Origin of the sequence: Caproiciproducens sp. CPB-2, assembly GCF_036287215.1 — a bacterium.
Classification (GTDB): Bacteria; Bacillota; Clostridia; order Oscillospirales; family Acutalibacteraceae; genus Caproiciproducens.
The window spans coordinates 1-21,536 of record NZ_CP142860.1 but is presented as its reverse complement, the minus strand read 5'-3'; the positions used below and the strand labels follow the sequence as shown (position 1 = coordinate 21,536).

General features: G+C 55.1%; 23 protein-coding genes. 5 read left to right on the top strand and 18 right to left on the bottom strand.

Annotated features, from left to right (window positions below):
- Nucleotides 1-14: 14 nt before the first annotated feature.
- From VXK30_RS00115 to VXK30_RS00095, 5 genes are read left to right on the top strand one after another with little or no spacing between them, the layout of a single operon-like run.
- A complete protein-coding gene (locus VXK30_RS00115) occupies nt 15-341 on the top strand; it encodes a hypothetical protein (protein ID WP_275715092.1) in 327 nt (108 codons plus the stop codon).
- Nucleotides 342-357: 16 nt separating this feature from the next.
- A complete protein-coding gene (locus VXK30_RS00110) occupies nt 358-822 on the top strand; it encodes a DUF4860 domain-containing protein (RefSeq protein WP_275715094.1) in 465 nt (154 codons plus the stop codon).
- 13 nt (nt 823-835) lie between these two features.
- Nucleotides 836-1,279: a hypothetical protein gene (locus tag VXK30_RS00105; RefSeq protein ID WP_275715096.1), complete on the top strand. Its 444-nt coding sequence runs from the start codon at nt 836-838 to the stop codon at nt 1,277-1,279.
- 12 nt (nt 1,280-1,291) lie between these two features.
- Complete coding sequence (locus tag VXK30_RS00100) at nt 1,292-1,909, top strand: hypothetical protein (protein WP_275715098.1); 618 nt, start codon at nt 1,292-1,294, stop codon at nt 1,907-1,909.
- Between the two features lie 18 nt (nt 1,910-1,927).
- On the top strand, nt 1,928-3,010 hold the full coding sequence (locus tag VXK30_RS00095) for a type IV pilus twitching motility protein PilT (RefSeq protein WP_275715100.1): 1,083 nt from the start codon (nt 1,928-1,930) through the stop codon (nt 3,008-3,010).
- 91 nt (nt 3,011-3,101) lie between these two features.
- Here VXK30_RS00095 and VXK30_RS00090 read toward each other — a convergent pair whose 3' ends face one another.
- The 18 genes from VXK30_RS00090 to dnaA all read right to left on the bottom strand — a co-directional run bounded on the left by VXK30_RS00090 (nt 3,102) and on the right by dnaA (nt 21,536).
- Nucleotides 3,102-4,544 (bottom strand): DUF4340 domain-containing protein, encoded by a 1,443-nt coding sequence (locus VXK30_RS00090; protein WP_275715102.1) that lies wholly within the window; start codon nt 4,542-4,544, stop codon nt 3,102-3,104.
- A gap of 1 nt (nt 4,545) precedes the next feature.
- Nucleotides 4,546-6,225 carry a Gldg family protein gene (locus tag VXK30_RS00085; RefSeq protein ID WP_275715104.1) on the bottom strand — a complete coding sequence of 560 codons (1,680 nt, stop codon included), beginning with the start codon at nt 6,223-6,225 and terminating at the stop codon, nt 4,546-4,548.
- Between the two features lie 13 nt (nt 6,226-6,238).
- Entirely contained in the window at nt 6,239-6,943 is a 705-nt protein-coding gene (locus VXK30_RS00080; protein ID WP_275715106.1) for an ABC transporter permease subunit, read from the bottom strand.
- Nucleotides 6,940-7,926 carry an ABC transporter ATP-binding protein gene (locus VXK30_RS00075; protein ID WP_275715108.1) on the bottom strand — a complete coding sequence of 329 codons (987 nt, stop codon included), beginning with the start codon at nt 7,924-7,926 and terminating at the stop codon, nt 6,940-6,942. The genes VXK30_RS00080 and VXK30_RS00075 overlap by 4 nt, the downstream gene beginning before the upstream one ends.
- 387 nt (nt 7,927-8,313) lie before the next feature.
- On the bottom strand, nt 8,314-8,568 hold the full coding sequence (locus VXK30_RS00070) for a hypothetical protein (protein WP_275715110.1): 255 nt from the start codon (nt 8,566-8,568) through the stop codon (nt 8,314-8,316).
- A 10-nt stretch (nt 8,569-8,578) separates the two neighbouring features.
- Nucleotides 8,579-9,157 carry an NUDIX hydrolase gene (locus tag VXK30_RS00065; RefSeq protein WP_329493859.1) on the bottom strand — a complete coding sequence of 193 codons (579 nt, stop codon included), beginning with the start codon at nt 9,155-9,157 and terminating at the stop codon, nt 8,579-8,581.
- Between the two features lie 530 nt (nt 9,158-9,687).
- Nucleotides 9,688-10,323, bottom strand: a complete 636-nt coding sequence (locus tag VXK30_RS00060) for a lysozyme inhibitor LprI family protein (protein WP_275715112.1) — start codon at nt 10,321-10,323, stop codon at nt 9,688-9,690.
- 15 nt (nt 10,324-10,338) lie between these two features.
- Nucleotides 10,339-12,885, bottom strand: a complete 2,547-nt coding sequence (gene gyrA / locus VXK30_RS00055) for a DNA gyrase subunit A (RefSeq protein ID WP_275715114.1) — start codon at nt 12,883-12,885, stop codon at nt 10,339-10,341.
- Complete coding sequence (locus tag VXK30_RS00050; protein WP_275715116.1) at nt 12,885-13,436, bottom strand: YcxB family protein; 552 nt, start codon at nt 13,434-13,436, stop codon at nt 12,885-12,887. The genes gyrA and VXK30_RS00050 overlap by 1 nt, the downstream gene beginning before the upstream one ends.
- Before the next feature lie 12 nt (nt 13,437-13,448).
- Nucleotides 13,449-14,015, bottom strand: a complete 567-nt coding sequence (locus VXK30_RS00045; RefSeq protein WP_275715118.1) for a YcxB family protein — start codon at nt 14,013-14,015, stop codon at nt 13,449-13,451.
- A 21-nt stretch (nt 14,016-14,036) separates the two neighbouring features.
- Nucleotides 14,037-14,696, bottom strand: a complete 660-nt coding sequence (locus VXK30_RS00040; protein WP_275715120.1) for a YcxB family protein — start codon at nt 14,694-14,696, stop codon at nt 14,037-14,039.
- 134 nt (nt 14,697-14,830) lie between these two features.
- Entirely contained in the window at nt 14,831-16,771 is a 1,941-nt protein-coding gene (gyrB, locus tag VXK30_RS00035) for a DNA topoisomerase (ATP-hydrolyzing) subunit B (protein WP_275715122.1), read from the bottom strand.
- A gap of 58 nt (nt 16,772-16,829) precedes the next feature.
- The gene (locus VXK30_RS00030) at nt 16,830-17,228 is read right to left on the bottom strand and encodes a hypothetical protein (protein ID WP_275715124.1); all 399 of its coding nucleotides are present in this window, start codon (nt 17,226-17,228) and stop codon (nt 16,830-16,832) included.
- A gap of 9 nt (nt 17,229-17,237) precedes the next feature.
- Nucleotides 17,238-17,510, bottom strand: coding sequence for an extracellular matrix regulator RemB (remB, locus tag VXK30_RS00025; protein ID WP_275715126.1), 273 nt, complete (start codon nt 17,508-17,510; stop codon nt 17,238-17,240).
- 15 nt (nt 17,511-17,525) lie between these two features.
- Nucleotides 17,526-18,593, bottom strand: a complete 1,068-nt coding sequence (recF, locus tag VXK30_RS00020; protein ID WP_275715128.1) for a DNA replication/repair protein RecF — start codon at nt 18,591-18,593, stop codon at nt 17,526-17,528.
- The gene (locus tag VXK30_RS00015; protein ID WP_275715130.1) at nt 18,590-18,808 is read right to left on the bottom strand and encodes an RNA-binding S4 domain-containing protein; all 219 of its coding nucleotides are present in this window, start codon (nt 18,806-18,808) and stop codon (nt 18,590-18,592) included. The genes recF and VXK30_RS00015 overlap by 4 nt, the downstream gene beginning before the upstream one ends.
- 2 nt (nt 18,809-18,810) lie before the next feature.
- Nucleotides 18,811-19,917, bottom strand: coding sequence for a DNA polymerase III subunit beta (gene dnaN, locus VXK30_RS00010; protein WP_275715132.1), 1,107 nt, complete (start codon nt 19,915-19,917; stop codon nt 18,811-18,813).
- Nucleotides 19,918-20,222: 305 nt separating this feature from the next.
- The gene (dnaA, locus tag VXK30_RS00005) at nt 20,223-21,536 is read right to left on the bottom strand and encodes a chromosomal replication initiator protein DnaA (protein ID WP_275715134.1); all 1,314 of its coding nucleotides are present in this window, start codon (nt 21,534-21,536) and stop codon (nt 20,223-20,225) included.

Below are 21,536 nucleotides of genomic sequence, written 5' to 3'. Positions count from 1 at the left end.
AAGGGGGCGATCGCTTGCGGCTTTACAAAAAGAAATTCGCTTACAGGGACCTTTTGCTTTCCGTCCTTCTCTTCTGCGCTTTGCTGTCCCTTTTCTGGTCCGGCCTGAGCGGCGCCCTTCGCGCGAACAGTGAGGAAAAGCTGCGCGTGACCCGCGCGGCCGTACAGAAGGCCATTGTCAACTGCTACGCGGTGGAGGGCTTCTACCCGCCGGATATTCAGTATCTGGAGGACCACTACGGAATTGAAATCGACCACGGCAAATACGTCGTCCAGTATGAAACGGCGGGCAGCAACATCATGCCCTCGGTGAGGGTGCTGGAGAAAGGCGCCGAATCTTAACAGGGAGGGATCCAGCTTGAACAGCAGAAATACCCATTCCGTCCATACCGTTTTCATCCTGCTGATTTTTTGCCTGTTCGCGGTCTGTTCCCTGTTTCTGGTGCTGATCGGGGCAAATGTTTACCGCGGGATCGTGGGTAAAATGGACAGCAACAACGAAACGCGCGCCACCCTTTCTTATGTCACCAATAAGGTCCACTCGGCGGACAGCCGCGACGTTTCCGTGGAAACCCTGGACGGGCGGCAGACGCTGGTGATCCGCTCCGATTTCAGCGGACGGGAGTACAAGACCTACATTTACTATCACGACGGTTATCTGATGGAATATTTCACAAGCGCTGAAAACGGCTTCAGCGTAGGCAGTGGCGACAGGATTACGCCGGTGTCCTCCTTTTCCATGGAGAAAGACGGGAACCGGCTGAGCCTTTCGGTCAGCGGCGAAAACAGCCGCGCGCTCGCGCTCAGCCTTTCCCTTACATAAAGCAGGTGATGGAATGAAACGGAACGCGGTACAGGTCAACAGCTTTTTTGTGGAGATCATTCTGGTCATCCTGTTTTTCGCCGTTTCCGTCACGGTCACCCTGCAGCTTTTTGTGCAGGCCGACAACCGCGCGCGGCAGAGCAGCGACCTGAGCGTCGCGGTGATTCAGGCGGAAAATATCGCGGAGCAGGTCCGTTCCCTCTCTTCGCCCGATCAGCTGCCCGAGGCGCTGAAAACCGCAAAGCAGGAAAACGGCGGAAGCTACCGCATCCTTTACGACCGCGACTGGAAGCAGACGGATACCGACCCGCGCTACGTTGCCGACGTCACCCTGAAAAAAACGCCCTCCGGCGGAGGGACCATGGTCAGCGTGAGCGTTTCCGTCAGCCGCCGCCAGAACGGCGGCGACAACCGTATTTATTCGCTGAGCTCCGCAAAATATCTGCCCGAAAGCTGAGGAGGTGCCCGTGTGAGAAGAAAAGGAAATTTTCATCTGGGTGTGGGCGCGTCCTCCATCCTGATGATTTTTGTCGTGCTCTGCCTGACCACCTTTGGCGTCCTTTCCTACGTGACCGCGAACGCGGACAACAAGATTTCCACCAAAAACGCGGAAACGGTTGAAAACTACTACGCCGCAACCGCTATTGCGGAGCAGAAGCTCCAGAAAATAGACGAAGCGCTTCTGAGCGCAAGGGAGGACGCCGCGAAGGCCGCGGACGGAATCTCCCTTACGCAGTTAAGTGAATACAATCAGTATAAAAGTCGTTCTGAATTACGATCAGTAACGGAAATTCTGGCAGGCAACGCGTCTGCGGAGCAGAAAAAGGCCGTTTGTTACCGCAGCTTTGCCCAGATGCTGCTCACCCGCCTTGACGGGGTCACGGTGGAGCCTTCCGACGGGGATTCGCTGAACGTTCGCTTTCTGGCCGGCGCGGGCGCGGGCAGGCAGATCGAAACGCGGCTGGCCGTCGGCGCCTTTGACGACGCGGAGCGGTACCGGATTACGGAAAGAAAACTGACGCCCCAGGCGCTTGAAAGCGGCGGCGGCGATACGCTGGAGCTTTGGCAGGGCAACAGCGCCCAATAAGCGCAACGGAGTGATTGCATGGAATTTGATATTATTAAAATCCTGAAAAGGGCCGTGGAGGAGAACGTATCGGATATTTTTATCATATCGGGCTGCCCCCTTTCCTTTAAGACGAGCGACCGCATCCATCCGGTGGGCATCGACGGCCTTAACTCCTACCGGCTGAAGCCGGAGGATACGAGAAAATGCATTGAGGAAATCTATTCGCTCGGCAGCGGCCGGGACATCCAGCCGTTTCTGAGAAGCGGCGACGACGATTTTTCCTTTTCGATAGAAGGGCTGTGCCGCTTCCGCTGCAACACCTATCTGCAGCGGGGGTCCATGGCCGCGGTGCTGAGGGTGGTCGCTTTCCGGCTGCCCGATCCCAAGGTCCTGCACATTCCCGATACGGTGATCGATTTAAACAAAATCAAAAAAGGCCTTGTGCTGATTACCGGCTCGGCGGGCAGCGGAAAATCCACCACGCTTGCGTGTATAATCGATAAGATCAACCATACGCGAAACAGCCACATCATCACCATAGAAGACCCGATCGAATACCTGCACCGCCACGATAAAAGCATCGTGAGCCAGCGCGAGCTCGCCCACGACACCCGGAGCTATGTGCGGGCGCTGCGCGCCGCCCTGCGGCAGGCGCCCGACGTTATTCTGCTGGGGGAAATGCGCGACTATGAAACGATCACCACCGCGATGACCGCGGCGGAAACCGGCCAGCTGGTGCTTTCCACCCTGCACACGGTGGGTGCGGCCAACACCATCGACCGGATCATCGACGTGTTCCCGTCCAACCAGCAGCAGCAGATCCGCGTGCAGCTTTCCATGGTGCTGCAGGCGGTGGTTTCCCAGCAGCTGATTCCCACGATGGACGGCGGGCTGATCCCCGCGTTTGAGATCATGCTGGTCAATCCGGCCATCCGCAACCTGATCCGCGAATCCAAGGTGCATCAGATCGACAACACTATTTATTCGTCCGGCAGCGAGGGCATGGTGGCCATGGATCTGGACTTACTCCGGCTTTACCGGGAAAGAAAAATCTCCCGGGAAAACGCGCTGATCTACGCCGCGAACCCGGAGACCTTAAAAAAGAAGCTGGACAATTAATAAGGCGGGGAGCATGGCTCCCCGCCTTAAAATATCTAAAAACTCCCTCAGAGAGGGGGCCAAAAAGAGGAGAAGCCTCTTTCTGTATCCGTCATTCTTCGTCCTGCAGCGTTTTCGCGCCGGTCAGGATCTTCTGAACGTCGTCCTGCGTTACGATCCCGTACACCGCGCCGTTCACCACCGCGGTGTAAAGCCGGTCTCCGGTCTTGTAAAACGCGGCCGTGTCCGTCCCGCTTTTGTCAAAATAGGTATATTCCAGCTTCAGTTCCGGAGTGCCGGCTGGCGCAGCGTCCGCCGCTTCCAGAAGCTGGATTCCCGTGGCCTGCTGGAAATACGCGGTATAGTTTTTCTCATAGTTCAGCTTTTTCCCGCCGGTTCCGGTGACCGCATAGGTGTATTCGGTTTTATCCTGGGTGGATTTGGTTTCATCCTTGGTTCTGGCGACGGCAAAGGTCAGGACCGTGCCGCCAGCCGTTACGGAAAGCGATTTTACCGCTGTGATGTCGGGCTTGAGGATGTCCTTGCTGCGGAGCGCGAACGCGTTCGCGCTGACCCACGCGTCAAGATTTTCCGCCTTGACCAGATACACGGCGTCCACCTTGTCGAGCTTTACATAATAGGAGGAATCCTTCTTTGCGCCGACCAGAAGCCGATAGCTTTCCTTGTTTACCGTAAAATCGGCAATCGCGAAGGGTTTGTCAAGCTCGTAGCTTTTCAGCGCCGCGGCGTCGGGATTTACGGCCTCGACGGAGTCCGCGGTCAGGTCCGTCAGCGCCGACTCGACCGCGCTGAGCTTTTCGGTGTCCGTGGGCGCGCTGACCGGGGAGGTAATCACGCTCTCCGTCCCGCTCTTTTCCACGGTGATGGGCTGCGGAAAATTCGTGCCGCTCAGCGTTATTTTTGTAAAATCGTTCACGCCGCTGCTGCTGGTAACCGCCATCACGGTCTTACTGACGAAATAGATCCTGCTTTCCAGAATCCCGCCGTCAATGCTGACGATATACACATTGTCGGAATTTTCGCCGCACATATAGTACGCGCTGCTGTCCGTGGCGGAGGGATTCCCGATTTTATAATTATAGGTGCTTCCATCCTTGAAAACGACTTCCACGGTTGCCTGGGGGTCCTTCAGCCCGAATTCGCCCAGGTCGCTGACAATCCCCAGATTTTTAGTGGCGACAAGGCTGAACCCGTTCTGAACAACCTGAGAGGCGGCGGTGTTGTTGATCGGCACGCCGCCGAGCTCTTTGACCAGATAGGTGATTTCCGCCGCGGTGCCGGAGGCGGCGGAAGAAGCGGCGGAAGCGGTCTCCGATTTTTCAACCGGGACGAGCGTATAGCCGCCCTTTTTATTTTTTACGGACATGGAAACGATATCCTGGCTCGTTTTGGAGACAAGCTCGATGGTCGAAGCGGAAGTCCCGGAAGAAGCGGTCTCCTGTTTATCCCCCGTCGTCAGCAGGACGGCGGCCACTCCGCCGAGCACCACGATACAGCCGGCGACAATTGCCAGATTTCTTGTGCTGGTTTTCATCTTACAGGCGCCTCCTCTTGCGGTACACACAAACGCCGGCAATGGCTACGAGCAATGGGATCAGCAGGGTAAACACGCCGATGCCGAGCAGGACGCTCATTTCGGCGCTCAGGGTAATATCGGAAACATTGGTCTGTACGGAGGTTTGCGTAATGGCGGTGGCGGAATTGGTGGTGCCGGTCGCGTAGCGGGAAAGGTCGACTACGTATTTCGCGTTGCCAAAGGTGCTTGCGCCCAGGATCTCCCCGGCAAACATGGCGGTGCTGCCCAGCGCGATCACATTCGCCTTGTATTCCTTCGCCCCGGCCTGCACCTTATCCTGTGAAAGCACCGCCGTATTATATGCGGTTTTCTGCGGAGTATCGTCCGCCTTGGTATTGTTGTCCACTAAATAGCAGGAATCGTTGGACTTCGCCAGCGAGTAAGTCGTTTTGGTCCCCCTGGTCTCAAACAGAATGTTGACCGGGTTGGACTGCGGGGTGGTAAAGTAACCGTAATCCGACTGTCCGCCCAGGCTCAGACCCGTCTGCACGGTGGAAAGAATATAGCTTGGGTCGTCGGTATAGTATTTGCTCTGGTCGCTTTCCACAACCACGGCCTGAGGCACCTCGATGCCCCATTCCTTCAGGAAAGCGGCGAGCTTCGGCATGGCCTGCTGGCTGGGATGGAAGGTAATCAGCAGGGAACGGTCGCCCGGGATTGCGGCGCTGCTCAGGAAGGTATCCAGCTTTTTCAGCTCCGCGTCGGTATAGTCGGTGGCGGGGCAGCCCAGAACCACCAGACGGGTATTGTCGGGAATCGCGTCCGTCAGCAGGTTGAAATCCTTCGTTTCAAAGCTGTTGTTTTCCAGCAGCTTTTGATAGGTGGCCGTTTCCATCTGCTCGCTGTGGCCCGTGTCGAACGAGGCGATCGCGACGGTGTCCGCAATCACGGAGTTGAGGGCGGAAGCAAGCGCGCTGTCCACCATGGAATAGGTTTCCGTCGACACGCCGTCCGCGCCGTACTGCACGTTGAACAGGTCGGTGTAGGCGAGCACGCGGTAACGCTTTTCCGTCTTTACCAGCACGTCGCCCGCGGTCAGATTGTCGTTTTTATAGGTGCTTGCGAAGGTCGGATTCTTATCAAGGTCCATATACTCCACCTTGATATTGGTATTTTTCTCGGCGATTTTTTCGGCGAGCTCCCCGACCTGGCTGTACTTGATGCCGAATTCCGACAGAAGCTGGTCCCCCTTTGTCTGCGCCTGTGTCGCCATAATATAGATGGTGGTCGGCACGTTCACCTTGGAGACGATTTCCGCCGCCTGAGCGGAGAGGGTATTCACTTTATTTTTTGTCAGGTCCAGATTCATGGACGGGTACCGCTGCGCCAGCACGCTTACGATCACATTGATGAGAATGACGACGACCAGGAACCCGGCGGTAAATGCGGTGGAAATTCCGCCGCGGCGGAATTTTGTGCTTTTCGTGTACGCGCCGACCTTTTCAGTCAATCTGCCTTTTTTCTTCTTTTCTTCCGGCTCTTCCGTTTCGGGGCCAATGTTCTCTTCCGAAAAATTCCCGGCTTTTTCCTTTCCGGCGGGTTCCCCGGCGGCAGGCTCCGTCTGTTCCGCCGCGGCCTCTTCGGCGGCTTCGGTTTCCGGAGTGGTCTTTTCTGTTTCGTGATTGTTATCCCTGTTCATTTTCATACCCCCCTTAGCTCCATCTTCTGCTTTCAAGCTTGCGGGCGGTCAGGAAAATAAAGACCGCGATCACGCTGAGGAAAAAGACAATGCTTGAAAGATCAAAAATTCCTTTGGTAAACGGCTGGTACCGTGTGTTGAAGGACAGCCAGCCGATCAGCTTGACCGCGGCCGGATTGCTGACAAGGCCGGTAAGCTGGTCCACGACCAGAAGAAGGATGGAAATGCCGAACGTGCCGATGGCGGCGACGATCTGGCTTTGCGTCAGCGAAGAAATAAAGATGCCGATGGAGATCATGGCCGCGCCGTACAGCAGGGACCCGAAAAAGTTCCCGAAAATCAACGCCCATTCCGGCGCGGAAAACAGCCCGATCACGGCCACGGGAATCAGGGTGCCGACCATGGCGATGGCATACACGGCCAGCGCGGCCAGAAATTTGCCCGACACAATGGAGGTGACGCCCACCGGCGCGGTCAGAAGCGCCTGATCGGTGCGGTTGCGCATTTCCTCACTGAAGCTGCGCATGGTGATGATCGGAATAATCATCATGCTCCAGATAAACATGGTGGCGTATACGCTGGAAATATAGGAGGAGGAACGCAACATCAGCACCTGGAAAAAATAGTATCCGTACAGCGCCAGAATCATGGCGACGCAGACATAGCCGATCGGAGAGGTGAAATACGCCTTCAGCTCCCGTTTTGTAATCGCTCTCATTCTTCTTCCTCTCCTTCCGTTATCGTTTCAGCGGCGGCGACGTCCTTCGTATAGGCCGCGCTGGTCAGGCGCAGGAACACGTCCTCCAGCGAGAGCCCGGTGTTGGACATGGACAGAATCGGGTAATTTTTCGCCGCGGCCGCCCGGAAAAGCTCCCTGCGCACATCGCGGCCGTCGCGGGCCTCTACCTCGTACTCGAAAACGCCCGGCTCCTTTTCGCCGCAGCTCTGCACGGTTTCCACAAACTTGACGGATTTCAGGGCGTTTCTGACGTCGGTCTCATTTCCCTCTATCCGGACGATCAGCTTATGGTCGGCGCTCAGGCTTTGGGAAAGGCTTTCCGGCGTGCCGTCCGCGACCAGCGTTCCCTTATTGATAATGATGATGCGCTCGCAGACCGCCTGGATTTCCGGCAGGATGTGGGAGCTTAAAATAATCGTGTGTTTTTTGCCCAGATTGTGAATCAGGTTGCGGATTTCGATAATCTGCTTGGGGTCAAGCCCGACGGTGGGCTCGTCCAAGATCAGAACAGGGGGATTGCCCAAAAGCGCCTGCGCAAAACCGACGCGCTGTTTGTAGCCCTTGCTCAGGTTGTTGATCAGGCGGTGGTACACCTCGTTGATTTTCACCAGCGTACAGATTTCCCTGATGTGCTTTTCGCGCGGGAGCGTGACTTTTTTCAGGTCAAAAAGGAAATCAAGATATTCCTTCACCGTCATATCCGGGTAAAGCGGCGGCATTTCGGGCATATAGCCGATCAGCTTTTTCACTTCGTTGGGATTGTCAAGCGTGTTGTACCCGCCGACCGTGACCGAGCCGGAGCTGGCCGACAGATAGCCGGTAATAATGTTCATGGTGGTTGACTTCCCCGCGCCGTTCGGCCCCAAAAAACCGACGACGGTTCCTTCTTCGACCAAGAAGCTGATGTTGTTCAAAGCGACGTTCTGACCGTAGCGCTTCGAGAGGTTTTTCACCTCAATCATGCAGATCCCTCCTGATGTTTCCATTATTTTCATGACCGATGCAGGTTGTAGACAAACTGCAGATTGCGACAAATCGTGCAAGTCAAGGCGGCAAGCGCAGCAAATAAGGGAGCAAACTCTCTGTATGTGACCGAAATTTGCAAGAGCAGCCAGCGCAGAAAGCAAACTGGTTTTGCAATTTCGCGGCTGCGCGGCTTTGCCGTCAATCTGCAGCGGACAAAGCCCGCTGTAACGCCATTTTATTGTAGCAATTCGGCGCGGCGGGAATGTAAACTTTTTTTGAATGTTTCCATTCTATTTTATAAACTTTATGTGATGACTATGTGAAAAGAGTCGGGAAATAAAAGAAAAGAGCCGCCCCGGGGACCGCAGCTCCCGGACGGCAATTCATTTTTCCTGTTCTTCCTCGCTTTTTGTCCCGTCCGGCTTTGCGGCGCCGGCTTCCGCACCGCTTCTCCTGCTTTTCAGCCGGCGCAGGGCTTCGGGCGCGTACGCCACGATCAGCCCGATCCCAAGGCCGATGGGCAGCCAGCTTCCCTGTGGGTTTTCGATGGCGAAAAACAGGGAGGCGGCCCAAAGGCCCAGATACATCATAAGACGTTTTTTCGGCTCGCTCAGCTCAGCGGTTTTTTTCTTTTTCATGGCGCACCCCTCAGATTTTTCCGTCCTTCAAAAGCCGCGCGGTTTTTAAAACCAGCACCTGCGTTTTAGAATCGGGGATTTCCCCGTTCATCACCATGCGCACCGCTTCGTCCACCGGGATTTTTTCCGTCTCCAGAAACTCGTCCTCGTCAAACTGCGTCTTGCCGGAGGTTTCCAGACGGCAGGCGTACAGATAAATGATCTCGTTGGAGTAACCGGGGGAGGGATAAAGCTTTCCCATGTCGATATAGCGGGAGCCGGTGGTTCCGGTTTCCTCAAGCTGCTCGCGCTTCATCGCCTCAAACGGGTCCTCGCCGGGTTCCAGCTTGCCCGCCGGCGTTTCCAGAACGACCTCTTTATAGGGATAACGGAACTGGCGCACAAACAGAATTTCGTTCTTTTCCGTCAGCACGGCGACGCTGACCCCGCCCGGGTGGTCGACGCACTCCCGGGTAGAGGTTCTGCCGTTAATCAGCTCCACCTTATCCACGTGAAATTTGAGGATTCTTCCTTCATAGATATCGTTCCTGCTCAGGGTTTTTTCGTTGAATTCCATCGTTTTCTCCCTGTTCTCAATTATTCTGATCATGAATATACCCATGCTTTTCCGTCTGTAAAACAAACGGTTATTTGCTTTAAGTATAGATTATAATTAATATAACAAATAGTATTGAAATATTTTCTGAAAGAGTCGCCGTAGGCGTTTGCCGACCGCATGGTCTGCCCTCAGGCCGGGCAGGCCCCTACTTTCGGTTCTTGTACGAAAGTAGGCAAAGTACGCGCAGGGGGATTTTTAATTCCCGGCGGGATGGTTCCATAAAATCCCCCTGCACCCCCAAGGTATCCCCAAAGTGTCTTTAGGAAATACGGGACTTGTATGGTTTTCATTGACGGGGGATACGGAAGCTTAGAGCGAACTCCCTCAGTCAGGCTGCGCCTGCCTGCTCCCTCAAAGAGGGAGCCTTAGAAGAACCCTTACCTCCCTCTTTGAGGGAGGTGCCGCGCCCGGCGCGACAGAAGGAGTTTCGGAGCACCTCGCTCACGATTTCGTGTAAGCTTACTGGGAACATCGCCGTAGACGCGTGCCGACCGGCAGGTCCGACGAAGGACTTATCCCTCTTATTTGAACGCGTAGGTGTAGTTTTGATCGAAAGAGTAAAGCTGGCGGTAAATCTGCGCGGCGCGGCTGCGGTAATAATCCATGGTTGCGCTCGCGGCGTTGACCTGAGCCATGGTTCCGCCCGCGGCCTGGGCCTCGTCGCTGATTTTTTTCAGCGCTTCGGTCTTGCCATTCACCCAGGCGGCCTGCTCCGCTTTGATCTTGGAAAGGGCGTCGCCCGTGGCCAGCTTCGTGACCTTGTCATAGGCGGAGGCGGCTTCTTTTTCCCAGATACCGGCGTATTTGTTGGAAAGGTTGACCATCTCCACATTGGAGAAGGCTTTGTTGGACTCCGCGATATATTGCTTGTCAATCGGATTTTTCTTAAACAGCGCGTTAAATTCGGGGCTGTCGGTCTCTATATCAATGACCGGGCCGGGCTGGGATTCGGACGGTTCGTTCGGCGTTACCACGGGAACGCTGCCGGCCGGTTCGCTCTGCGCGCTGCTTGCCGGCCGGGACTCCGCCTGAGAGGATTCGCCGAGCCCGCTTGCCGGGACGGAGCTTTCCCCGCCTTTCACCGCCCCGCAGCCCGCGAACGCCGCGATCGTCACGGCAGCCGCCAGGGGAATACAAAGCTTTTTCCAGTGATTCATTGACTGCACCCTTTCTTATTCCTCGGTGTTTTCCTGTTCCGTGTCCGTTGAAAGATTCTCTTCCATGTCCTCCGGTTCGTCTTCGGAACCGGCGTCCGCGTCGCCCTCGTCCGCGGGCAGGGCATCCACCGCGTCCTCCTCGTGCGCCGTGCGGGCCAGCGTGACGACCTCGCTGTTTTCGTTCAGGCGCATCACACGCACGCCCTTGGCGGGCCTTGCGCATTCGCGGATGGAGTTGGCCGGAATGCGGATAATGATACCGTCGGAGGAAATCAAAATCACGTCGTCGTCCAGATCGACCACCTTGATGGCGGCGACCTCCCCGTATTTCTGAATATGATAGTTGGTAAGGCCCTTGCCGCCCCTCGACTGGATACGGTAGTCATTCATACTGGAAAGGCGCCCGTAGCCGGTTGCGGAAACGGTCAGCACAAGGCCGTCCGCGCGCAGCGAGCTCATTCCGATAACATAATCGCTTTCTTTCAGGGTAATCGCTTTCACCCCGCGGGCGGTCCTGCCCATGGGGCGGACGTCCCTTTCGTCAAAACGGATCGCCATGCCCAGACGGGTCGCGACCAGAAGCTGCGTATCGCCGGTGGTCAGGCGCACCCAGGAAAGCTCGTCACCGTCGTCCAGATCGATCGCGATCACGCCGCCCTTGCGCGCGGTGTTGTAAGCCGAAAGGCTGGTGCGCTTGATGATGCCGTTGCGCGTCACCATGCACAGATAGCTTTCGTCGTCGAATTCCGGCACGCGGATCATGGAGGTAACCTTTTCATCCTGCGCAATCGGCAGCAGGTTCGCAATATTCATCCCTTTGCTCGTGCGGGAGCCCTCCGGGATTTCGTAGCATTTCAGCCGGTACACGCGGCCCAGGTTGGTAAAGAACATGACATAGTCGTGGCTGTTGATGACGAACATGTCGCTCGCGACATCCTCTTCGCGCCTTGTCATGCCGCTGACGCCGCGGCCGCCCCTGCGCTGAATATGGTAAGTATCGGTTTTCTGACGCTTGACGTAGCCGAAGTTGGTCAGGGTCAGCACGCATTCCTCCTGCGGAATCAGGTCTTCAATATCGACCTCGCCGCTGACGGCCGCAATCTCCGTACGGCGTTCGTCGCTGAATTTATTCTTCACCGCGAGCGCTTCGTCCTTGACGATGCCGAGCAGACGCGTTTCACTGCTCAAAATATCTTTGTAATCCGCGATTTTCGCTTCCAGCGCGGCGATTTCGTCCAGCAGCTTCTGGCGCTCCAGACCGGTGAGCGCGCCGAGCGGCATCTGTACGATCGCCTGTGTCTGCGGGTCGTCCAGCCCGAAGCGTTCCGTCAGGCGGGCCCTTGCCGTCGCCCTGTCCTTGGAACCGCGGATAATGGAAATCACTTCGTCGATGTTGTCGACGGCGATTTTCAGGCCTTCCAGAAGATGAGCGCGCTCCTCGGCCTTTTTCAGGTCGTACAGGGTGCGGCGCCTTACGACGCTTTCCTGAAACTGAATGTATTCCTGCAGCATTTCCTTGAGCGTCAGCGTTTTTGGCTCGCCGTTGACGATGGCGATCATGATGACGCCGAACGTCGTCTGCATCTGGGTATAGGAATAAAGCTGATTCAGGACGATCTGCGGGGAAGCGTCGCGCTTCACGCTGATGAGCAGGTGCATGCCCTCGCGGTCGGAGTGGTCCTCCACGTTGGAAATCCCTTCGATGCGCTTGTCCTTGACCAGCTCGGCGATGCTTTCGACCAGCCTCGCCTTATTGACCTGATAGGGCAGCTCCGTAACGACGATATTGAAGCGGCCGTTTTTCTCTTCCTCGATCTCCGCGCGGGCGCGCACCGTGATGCGGCCCCGGCCGGTGGCGTAGGCGGCGCGGATGCCCGCCCGGCCCATAATGATGCCGCCGGTGGGGAAGTCCGGCCCCTTGATGCTCTGCATCAAATCGTCCAGAGAAGCGTCGGGATTGTCAATCAGCGTGCACATGCCGTCGATGACCTCGCCCATGTTGTGCGGGGGAATATTCGTGGCCATGCCGACCGCGATCCCGGTCGAACCGTTGACCAGAAGGTTCGGAAAATGGCTGGGCAGAACGATGGGTTCCTTCAGACGGTCGTCGTAGTTCGGCTGGAAATCGACGGTATCCTTGTCGATATCCTCCAGCATTTCCACGGCGATCTTGCTCATGCGGGCCTCGGTATAACGGTAGGCGGCCGGGGGGTCGCCGTCCACGGAACCGAAGTTGCCGTGTCCGTCCACCAGCATATAGCGCATGGAAAAATCCTGCGCCAGGCGCACCAGCGCGTCGTAGACCGAAGCGTCGCCGTGCGGATGGTAGCGGCCCAGCACGGAACCGACGGTGTCCGCGCATTTTCGGTAAGCCTTTTCCGGGGACAGGCCGTTTTCAAACATGGTATACAGAATCCTTCTGTGAACCGGTTTTAACCCGTCGCGCACGTCCGGCAGCGCGCGGGACACAATGACCGACATGGAATAGGCAAGAAACGACTGTTTCATTTCCTTTTCAAGGTCGACATTGATGATTTTTTGATTTTCCTGAAATTCGTCCATTAGCGGGCACCTTCCTGCTGATATTTTTCCTGAAGCTTTGTCTCAAGAATGTTGTGAATCCTGGCACATTCGCTTTCGTTCATCGCCCTTTTGGGGATGAACCTCATCTCGTTGATTCCTGTGTATATAATAAAAACCCTCGCGTCCTCATACGCTTTATACAGCATCTCATAGGGAATTGCAGCCGTATACCGTTCGGTTTGAAAGGTTATGGTTTCCTCTGAAAATTCCGTGGTCTGCGCGATAAATTTTTCACTGTTCGCCGTAAAGTAGCTCAGGGCGTGCCGCCGCACGGCGTACAGGACGATCGTATCGTAAAAGCATCCGATGATCACGCCGACCGCGGCCATGGCCGCATAAATGAAATTCTGATAGAAATTCCCGTAAACAAAGGCCCTTAAAAGAAACGCGGCCAGAATCAGAACGGTTCCCGTAGCTTTCAGAATGATTTTTTCGCTTTTCCTCATGGCGGCTTTCGCCGCCGCGGCCTTGAAATCGGCATAATCGAATTTTGTGGTAAGGCAGCTTACCGAAATTGGGCTTTCAGGCAAATAAATCCCTCCTTAACGCCCGCTTTTCAAATAGCGCGAAGCAAACGCGCCGGCAAGGTGTGCGGAAATTTTTTCAATCTGTTCGTTCGTAAGTCCCTGCTTTTTGATGATCAGCAAGTCCCGTTCCCGCCCGCCGGTCACGACAAAGGCGGACGGGGTCTCTATGCACTTGCTGAAATCGGTCCAGTACTCCAGCATTTTTTCACAGCTGCTTTGAATCACCACGCTGTCCCGGAAAATCTCGATTTTCTGCGGCAGGGCCAGCAGCCGGTTGGAGCGGTACAGCTCCGCCGCCCATTTCCGGGTATCGTCCGGCTGGATAAAAAAGAACAGAAAGGCGAGCGCAAGAGCCAGGACAATTCCGCACGCGGGCCCCCAGCAGGTAAAGAATCTTGCGCGGTAAAACGGAATAAAGGAAGCGATGACGATGGCCGCGGAAAGACAGATCCCCGCACGCACCCATTTTGTGTGGATGGGGGAAACCGCACTCTGCGCGGTGTAGTACGCCGCGGCGTATTCGTCGGGGCCAACCGTCTGTTCCACCGTATCGACCGGCCCTCCCTCGTAAAACGTCGGCATCTTTCCGTCTCCTTTCCTTTTTCAGCTTTTGGGGTGCGTCCCCGCCAAAAGCATCGCCTGAACCTCCGGCAAAACGCCCGGTTCCACACAGCGCAGCGGAAGAATCACCATATTCCGGTCGTCTATGTACAGCACGATCAGATTTTCGATCTGAACACATTCGCTGGTCCCGTCGAGCGGGATTTCCCATCTTTTGCCGGGCAAGCCCATTTCGATATGGTCGGGGTAAATCTTCATGCGGATCTCCCTGCCGTCGGCGATTTTTGACGAATGCGCCCGGATGACGGCCGTCGGGAAAACCGCGACCACCAGAACCAGCAGAATGCACACCACCGCCAAAGACGCGTAACGGCTGTCGCCCGTCGAGCGGAACTGCATCAGAAAGACGACCGCCATCGCGGTGCTCAGCACGACCGCAACGGCTGAAAGCCCTAACCTTGTGCCGGTGTACTGGCTTTTCCAGAGAACTTTGAAAATTTCGCCGGAGGTCAGCGTGTATGTCAGCTTGATCCCCGTATTCTGTTCCTCAAACGCCAGCGCCGTTTCGTCGGCGACCAGCTCGGCTTCGGAACCGTCCCATTCCACTTTGTCTTCCTCAGGTTGGTCCTCGTCGGGGGTCTGTTCCCCCCGGGGTTCAGGAGGTTTTGAGGCGGTTTCCTGTTCCTTTACAAATTGTTTCATGAGAAATTCTCCTTTTCGCTTATGTAGTACGAACTGTAATTTTCATACTAAAAAATACATTCTGCAAAAATTCAGGCTGAATTTTGCCTGTTTATACCGAAGGATGCCCGCGCAAAGTACGAAAAGCCGCAGCGTCAGACATCAAGGTTCTTTGCGTACTTCGCGTTGCTTTCAATAAAAGCGCGGCGCGGCTCGACCTTGTCGCCCATCAGAATGGTGAAGGCTTCGTCCGCGGCGGCGGCGTCTTCCACCTCCACGCGCAGCATGGTGCGGGTCTCCGGATTCATGGTCGTTTCCCAAAGCTGCTCGGCGTCCATTTCACCAAGGCCTTTGTAGCGCTGGATCTCGTAATTGCTGGCGAGCTCCGCCATTTTCTGATCGCGTTCCTCGTCGCTGAATGCGTAGTAATGATTTTTTCCCTTGCTCAGCCGGAACAGCGGCGGCTGCGCAAGGTAAACGTGGCCTTCCTCCACAAGCGGCTTCATAAACCGGAAGAAGAAAGTCAGAAGCAGGGTGCGGATGTGCGAACCGTCGACATCGGCATCGGCCATGATGATGATTTTCCCGTAGCGCAGCTTATTCATATCGAATTCTTCGCCGATCCCGCAGCCGAGCGCGGTGACGACGGGCATCAGCTTTTCATTGCCGTACACCTTGTCGAGCCTTGCCTTTTCCACGTTGAGCATTTTGCCCCAGAGCGGCAGAATCGCCTGATATTTGCGGTCGCGTCCGCCTTTTGCGGAACCGCCGGCGGAATCACCCTCGACGATATAAATTTCCGTCTCGTCGGGATTACGGCTCTGACAGTCGGCAAGCTTGCCCGGAAGCGCGGCGTTTTCCAGCGCGGATTTGCGGCGGACCAGGTCGCGGGCCTTCCTCGCGGCGTCGCGCGCGCGGGAAGCGGCCAGCGCCTTGTCGAAAATCGCCCTTGCCGTCGCCGGATTTTCTTCGAGATAGGCGGCCATTTTATCGGTAATGAGGTTGCTGACCAGCGTGCCGATTTCGGTATTTCCCAGGCGGGCCTTTGTCTGGCCCTCAAACTGGGCGTCCTTCATCTTCACGCTGATAATGACGGTCAGGCCCTCGCGCACGTCGTCACCCGAAAGGTTTTTATCGCTTTCTTTGAGAATGTTGTATTTTCTGGCGTAATCGTTCATCACACGGGTCAGGGCGCGTTTGAACCCGTCCTCGTGCGTGCCGCCGTCGGTGGTATGAATATTGTTGGCAAAGGACAGCATCAGCTCGTTATAGGAATCATTATACTGCATGGCAACTTCCGCCGTTGCCGAATTATCTGGGGCGACGGAACTAAAGTGGATGATGTCGGGATGGATGATCTCGACCGCTTTCTTTTTATTGATGAATTCCACAAAGCTGCTGATGCCGCCGTGGTAGCAGTAGTTGTCGTGTACGGGATTGCTTTCGTCGCGCAGGTCGGACAGAGCGATATGGATGCCGGCGTTCAGAAACGCCTGCTCGCGCAGCCTCGTCTGCAGGGTTTCGTAGTCGTAGGCGGTGGTCTCCCTGAAAATTTCCGCGTCCGGCTTAAAGGTGACGAACGTTCCGGTTTTTTCCGTTTCGCCGCGCACTTCCAGCTGGGTGATGGTTTTTCCGCGCTCAAAACGCTGGTAGTAAATCTTACCCTCGTTGTAAACCTCGACCTCCAGCCATTCGGACAGCGCGTTGACGACCGACGCGCCGACGCCGTGCAGGCCGCCGGCTACCTTGTAGCCGCCGCCGCCGAATTTTCCGCCCGCGTGCAGCTCGGTGAAAACAACCGTGACCGCCGGGATTCCCATCTGATGCTGGATGCCGACCGGGATTCCGCGCCCGTTGTCCAGTACGCTGATGATGTCCCCGGGCAGGATTTTGACTTCGATTCTGTCGCAGAAGCCCGCGAGCGCTTCGTCGATCGCATTGTCCACGATTTCATAGACGAGGTGATGCAGCCCGCGCGGCCCGGTGGAACCGATATACATGCCGGGGCGCTTTCTGACCGCGGCCAGGCCTTCCAGTACCTGTATCTGATTTTCGTCGTATTTTTGTTTTGTTTGCGTAATTTCGCTAAACTCCAAGTTTAACCCTCCAATTATAATACGTATCGTATACTCTCGTTAAACCGAAACGTTCTGTTCAGAATCTTCTGTCTCTTCTATCGTAAATTTTCTGTGTCTGCTGCTGGGGGGACGGCTGATGCGGCCGGCCGGCGGGAGGCTGTTTCCTGCGGACTGCCGGTTTTCTGAGCCTGACCAGGAAAAAACAAAGCAAATAAAATATAAAATACGGCAGCATAATGAAAAAAATGGAAGCAAGACTGAGCATTTTTACGGAAATCATCCAGACAAGGTAAATCAGCCCGCTGAGTACGATTGCGCCGATGGCAAAAAAGTGAACGGCGGGGTCGAGTTCAATATTGGAGTAGCCGCCGCACTTGGGGCATTTGTACTCGCCCTGTGTCTTGATCGCCCAGGCGCGCAGCAGCGTCAGTTTATTTCCGCAGTGCGGACATCGTGCTTTTCTGAATTTTTTCATTTTTTCACCTTAAACATTTGATATCTCGTCGATAAACCCTGTCCTTTTCAGAAGGGTGGAAGAGGAGATTTGCGTGATATAAACGGTAATCCGGCGGCTTTTATCACAGCAAAGCACAAAGGACTTCGGCATTTCCATGGAAACGTTGACGACCTGGCCCTCTTTCTGGGCCGCGGAAAGATAGTTTCTGGTCGATTTGGAGATGGTAGAGGTTTCCATATCGAATATGCCCACAATATCACTGACTTTAATCACCGTGTCCTGCCCGAGATGAAGATACATAAAATAAAACCTTTCTCATTTTTTTATCAGGGTGCCGCCGTCCATTTCAAACAGGGCGCCCTCCCGGAGCTGCTGAATTGCGCCGGGTTCACAGCAGGTTATGAAAACCTGACAGCGATCCAAATGATTGAGTAAATAATCCTGCCTGCCGGAGTCCAGCTCGCTCATCACGTCGTCGAGCAGGACAACGGGTCTTTCTCCGGTCTGGCGGTAAAGCATCTCGGCCTCCGCAAGCTTTAAAGCAAGGACGGCGGAGCGTTTCTGGCCCTGTGAGCCGAACGTCCGCGCAGGGCGGAGGTCTATGGCAATATCAATATCGTCGCGGTGCGGGCCGACGCTGGTATGGCCCAGCGCCACATCCTCCCGGCGGGCCGCTTTCAGCGCCTTTTTCAGGTCTTCGGTGCTTTTCTGATAGGTTAAATCAATGATTTCGGTATGTTGGGAAATGCCGGCGTAAATCTCTTTGACCGGTTCCTTGATTTTACGGATATAATCCATCCTGCCGAGGACGATCGCTTCGCCGTAGGAAGCAAGCTTTTCATCCCAGATTTCGAGCGTATCCATCAGCTCGGCATGGCGGGGGATATCTTTTAAAAGGGTGTTGCGCTGGATCAGCGTGTGGTGGTACCGCGAAAGAAGCGCGGCGTACCCGGGTTTGATCTGGCAGAGGGCGGCGTCCATAAAGTCGCGGCGCTGGGATGGGCCTTCGCGCACAAGCGCGATATGCTCCGGGGAAAAAATCACGGAAAAGAACTTTCCGACCAGCCCGGAAGCGTTTTTTTGGGGAATCCCGTTCAAAACGGCATTTCTGCGCCCGTTTTCAATCGTGATTTCCGCCGTCTGCTCACGTTCGCCGCTGAAAAATTTCAGCTTGAGCTTTGCGCCGGCTTCTCCCTGCAGAACAAGGTCGGCGTCCTTCGCTCCCCGAAAGGAACGGCCGCCCGTAAAAAGCCAGACCGCTTCCAGCAGATTGGTCTTTCCCTGTGCATTTTTCCCATATATTATATTGATCCCATTCTGCGGAATTATCACGCAGCGCCGGATATTTCTGTAATTTTCAGCCTCCAGGTGCTGGATAATCACCCGTTACACACCTCATATGTCACATCGTTGTATTCGGCCTTGTCGCCGCTTCTCATTTTTTTGCCGCGCATGGTGCAGATTTCTCCGTTGACCTTCACTTCGCCGGACTGCACGATAAATTTTGCCCGGCCGCCGGTGTCCACCGCGCCGCCAAGCTTCAAAAGGGCGTCCAGCCGGATAAACTCGGTATCAATGACGATTTTTTCCGTTTTCATTTCTACGCCTCGCTCTTCAAACGGACCGGCAGCACCAGGAAAAGGAAGGAGTCCCCTTCGCGCGGAAGGATCTTCATCGGGCTCAAAGCGCCGTTGAGCTGTATTTTCACTTCGTCGCCCTCGGTGTTGCGCAGGGCGTCGAGCAGATAGCGGTTGTTAAAGCCCATTTCCACGCCCGCGCCGTCGATTTTCGCGGAAAGCTGGTCGTTGGCGTGACCGATGGAGGTCGAGCAGGAAACCTTGATCTCCCCGTCCTCAAACACGCAGCGCACGGGGCTTTTCAGCCTGTCGGTGATCAGAAGGGAAACGCGCTCCACGCTGTCGATGAACGAACGGGTGGAAACGATGATCTCCGTTGAGCTGGCGCCGGGGATGGCGGCCTTATAGTCGAGGAATTCCCCTTCGAGAAGGCGGGAAATCACGCAGTAGTTTCCGATCTGGAATAAAATATGGCGCCGGCCGATCTGGACCTCCAGCTCGGTGTCGTCGTCGCTCAGAAGCTTGAGCACTTCGCCGAGCGTTTTGCCCGGGACGACAAAGCTGGTTTCCTCGCCGCAGGCGGCGGTTTCTTCCCTCAGAGCAAGACGGTAGCCGTCCACGGAGATCAGGCGGATCTTATTTTTGCTCAGTTCAAACAGGGTACCGGTGTGGATCGGCTTCGCGTCGCTTTCCGCGACGGCGAAAATCGTCTGCCGGATCATGCTTTTCAGAATGCAGTTCGCGATCTTGATCGAGGTTTCCCCTGTAATGGCCGGAAGCTCCGGGTATTCCTCCGCGGGGATTCCCACAATGGAGAAATCGGCCGGCCCGCTCTTGATGGAAGTGATTTTTTTCTCGTCGGTGGCAAGGTACACGGTGTCCGCCGGCAGACGGCGGACAATGTCGCCGAACAGCCGCGCGCTCAGGACGATGCTTCCCGGTTCTTCCACCTGGGCTTCTATTTTTGTGGTCATTCCCAGTTCAAGGTCGTATCCGCACAGTGTAATTTCATTCTCGCCTGTTTTGAGCAGGATGCCTTCCAGAGCGGGAACGGATGATTTTGTGGACACGGCGCGCTGAACATTCAACACAGCTTCGTTCAGCTGCTGCCGCTGGCAGGTTATTTTCATAAACTCACCCTCTGCTTCCTTTTATAATAGATAGTATAGATTTAATTTAGTAAGAGTAGTAGGCGGCGCGGAAAAGTGGAAAGATTTCGGAAATACAGGCGCGGCTTTGTTTTTTCGCCGTTCACCGCGTGTGATTTCAATGTTAAGGTTTTGTTAACTTTTCGTATAAAATTGAAGTATTTAACAGGATGTTGAAAACTCTGTGGGGAATGTTGAAAACAAGTTCAATAATCCGGGATGTCTGAAAACCCGTTAAAAGCGCGGATGAACAGAAATTGTTGAAATGTCAACTTTTTTTCCACTTTTCAGCGGTCGCGGATATTCTTAATGATATCTTCGACGGTCGCCTTGATTTTCGGGTCGCGCTTGATTCCCTTTTCTACCTGCTGGATGGCGTATACGACGGTGGAGTGGTCGCGTCCGCCGAATTCCTCGCCGATGGAGGTCATCGGGAGCTGGGTAATTTCCCTCACCACATAAATCGCCATCTGCCGCGCGCTCGAAATGTTTGCGGAACGCTTGGAGGAACGGATGTCCTCGCCGGTCGTACCGAACGTGCGCGCAACCTCGTCGATAATTTTTTCTACGGTAAACGGGGTGGGCTGGTCATTGTTGATGATATCGCTGATCGCCGCCTGCGCCGTGGTGATGCTGGGGTCCTCTCCGGCAAGCAGGTAGTAGGCTTTCATTTTTTTCACCGCGCCCTCCAGCTGGCGGATGTTGTTTTTCAGCCGGTTGGCTATGTATTCCGCGACGTTGTCGGGCAGATCGATTTCCAGAAGCTCCGCTTTCCTTTTAATAATGGCGATGCGCGTTTCAAAATCCGGCGGCTGAATGTCGGCGGTCAGTCCCCACTCAAAACGAGTGAGCAGACGCTCCTCCAGGGTGGCGATATCCTTCGGCGGCCGGTCGGAAGTCAGTACGATCTGTTTTTTTGCCTCATATAACGTGTTGAAGGTATGAAAAAATTCCTCCTGGGTGGAATCTTTTCCGGCGATAAACTGAATATCGTCCACCAGGAACACGTCCGCTTTCCGGTAACGGCTGTGAAATTCCGCGGTGGTGCCGCGGCGGATCGCTTCGATCAGCTCGTTGGTAAATTCGTCGCCTTTTATGTAAATAATGTTCATTTCGGGATGGGTCCGGCTGATCTCGTTGCAGATCGCGTATAAAAGATGGGTTTTTCCCAATCCTGAATTTCCATAAATGAACAGGGGATTATAAAGGGTTGCGGGCTTGTTCGCCACCGCCATGGAGGCGGCGTGCGCAAATTTATTGGAAGAACCGACGATGTAGGTGTCGAAGGTGAATTCGTAGTCGTCGTTGATGGCGGGCGTTTCGTCGCTCTGTTTTTCGACCCCAGCCTCTTCCGGGGTACAGACGCGAATCTGGATTTTTTGACCGAAAATCTGTGTGAATGCTTCATCGAGCATATCCATATAATAATGTTTGATCGTCTGCCGGTGAAGTTCGTTCGGGACTTTAATGACCGCAACTCCCTGCGCAAAGTCAAGATTGACCGGTTCTATGCGCTTGATCCATGTGGAATAGGCAATATCGGTGATCTTGTTTTTGCAATAATCGCAGACCAGATTCCAGACCTCGGTGAAGGATTCCAT

What these genes read in the sequence shown, in the direction of transcription:
- VXK30_RS00030 (WP_275715124.1), bottom strand. Translation starts at nt 17,228, where the DNA reads ATGAAAAAATTCAGAAAAGCACGATGTCCGCACTGCGGAAATAAACTG.
- VXK30_RS00095 (WP_275715100.1), top strand. Translation starts at nt 1,928, where the DNA reads ATGGAATTTGATATTATTAAAATCCTGAAAAGGGCCGTGGAGGAGAAC.
- VXK30_RS00085 (WP_275715104.1), bottom strand. Translation starts at nt 6,225, where the DNA reads ATGAACAGGGATAACAATCACGAAACAGAAAAGACCACTCCGGAAACC.
- gyrA (WP_275715114.1), bottom strand. Translation starts at nt 12,885, where the DNA reads ATGGACGAATTTCAGGAAAATCAAAAAATCATCAATGTCGACCTTGAA.
- VXK30_RS00105 (WP_275715096.1), top strand. Translation starts at nt 836, where the DNA reads ATGAAACGGAACGCGGTACAGGTCAACAGCTTTTTTGTGGAGATCATT.
- VXK30_RS00075 (WP_275715108.1), bottom strand. Translation starts at nt 7,926, where the DNA reads ATGATTGAGGTGAAAAACCTCTCGAAGCGCTACGGTCAGAACGTCGCT.
- VXK30_RS00090 (WP_275715102.1), bottom strand. Translation starts at nt 4,544, where the DNA reads ATGAAAACCAGCACAAGAAATCTGGCAATTGTCGCCGGCTGTATCGTG.
- dnaN (WP_275715132.1), bottom strand. Translation starts at nt 19,917, where the DNA reads ATGAAAATAACCTGCCAGCGGCAGCAGCTGAACGAAGCTGTGTTGAAT.
- VXK30_RS00060 (WP_275715112.1), bottom strand. Translation starts at nt 10,323, where the DNA reads ATGAATCACTGGAAAAAGCTTTGTATTCCCCTGGCGGCTGCCGTGACG.
- VXK30_RS00070 (WP_275715110.1), bottom strand. Translation starts at nt 8,568, where the DNA reads ATGAAAAAGAAAAAAACCGCTGAGCTGAGCGAGCCGAAAAAACGTCTT.
- VXK30_RS00040 (WP_275715120.1), bottom strand. Translation starts at nt 14,696, where the DNA reads ATGAAACAATTTGTAAAGGAACAGGAAACCGCCTCAAAACCTCCTGAA.
- VXK30_RS00080 (WP_275715106.1), bottom strand. Translation starts at nt 6,943, where the DNA reads ATGAGAGCGATTACAAAACGGGAGCTGAAGGCGTATTTCACCTCTCCG.
- VXK30_RS00065 (WP_329493859.1), bottom strand. Translation starts at nt 9,157, where the DNA reads ATGATCAGAATAATTGAGAACAGGGAGAAAACGATGGAATTCAACGAA.
- VXK30_RS00045 (WP_275715118.1), bottom strand. Translation starts at nt 14,015, where the DNA reads ATGCCGACGTTTTACGAGGGAGGGCCGGTCGATACGGTGGAACAGACG.
- VXK30_RS00015 (WP_275715130.1), bottom strand. Translation starts at nt 18,808, where the DNA reads ATGAAAACGGAAAAAATCGTCATTGATACCGAGTTTATCCGGCTGGAC.
- remB (WP_275715126.1), bottom strand. Translation starts at nt 17,510, where the DNA reads ATGTATCTTCATCTCGGGCAGGACACGGTGATTAAAGTCAGTGATATT.
- dnaA (WP_275715134.1), bottom strand. Translation starts at nt 21,536, where the DNA reads ATGGAATCCTTCACCGAGGTCTGGAATCTGGTCTGCGATTATTGCAAA.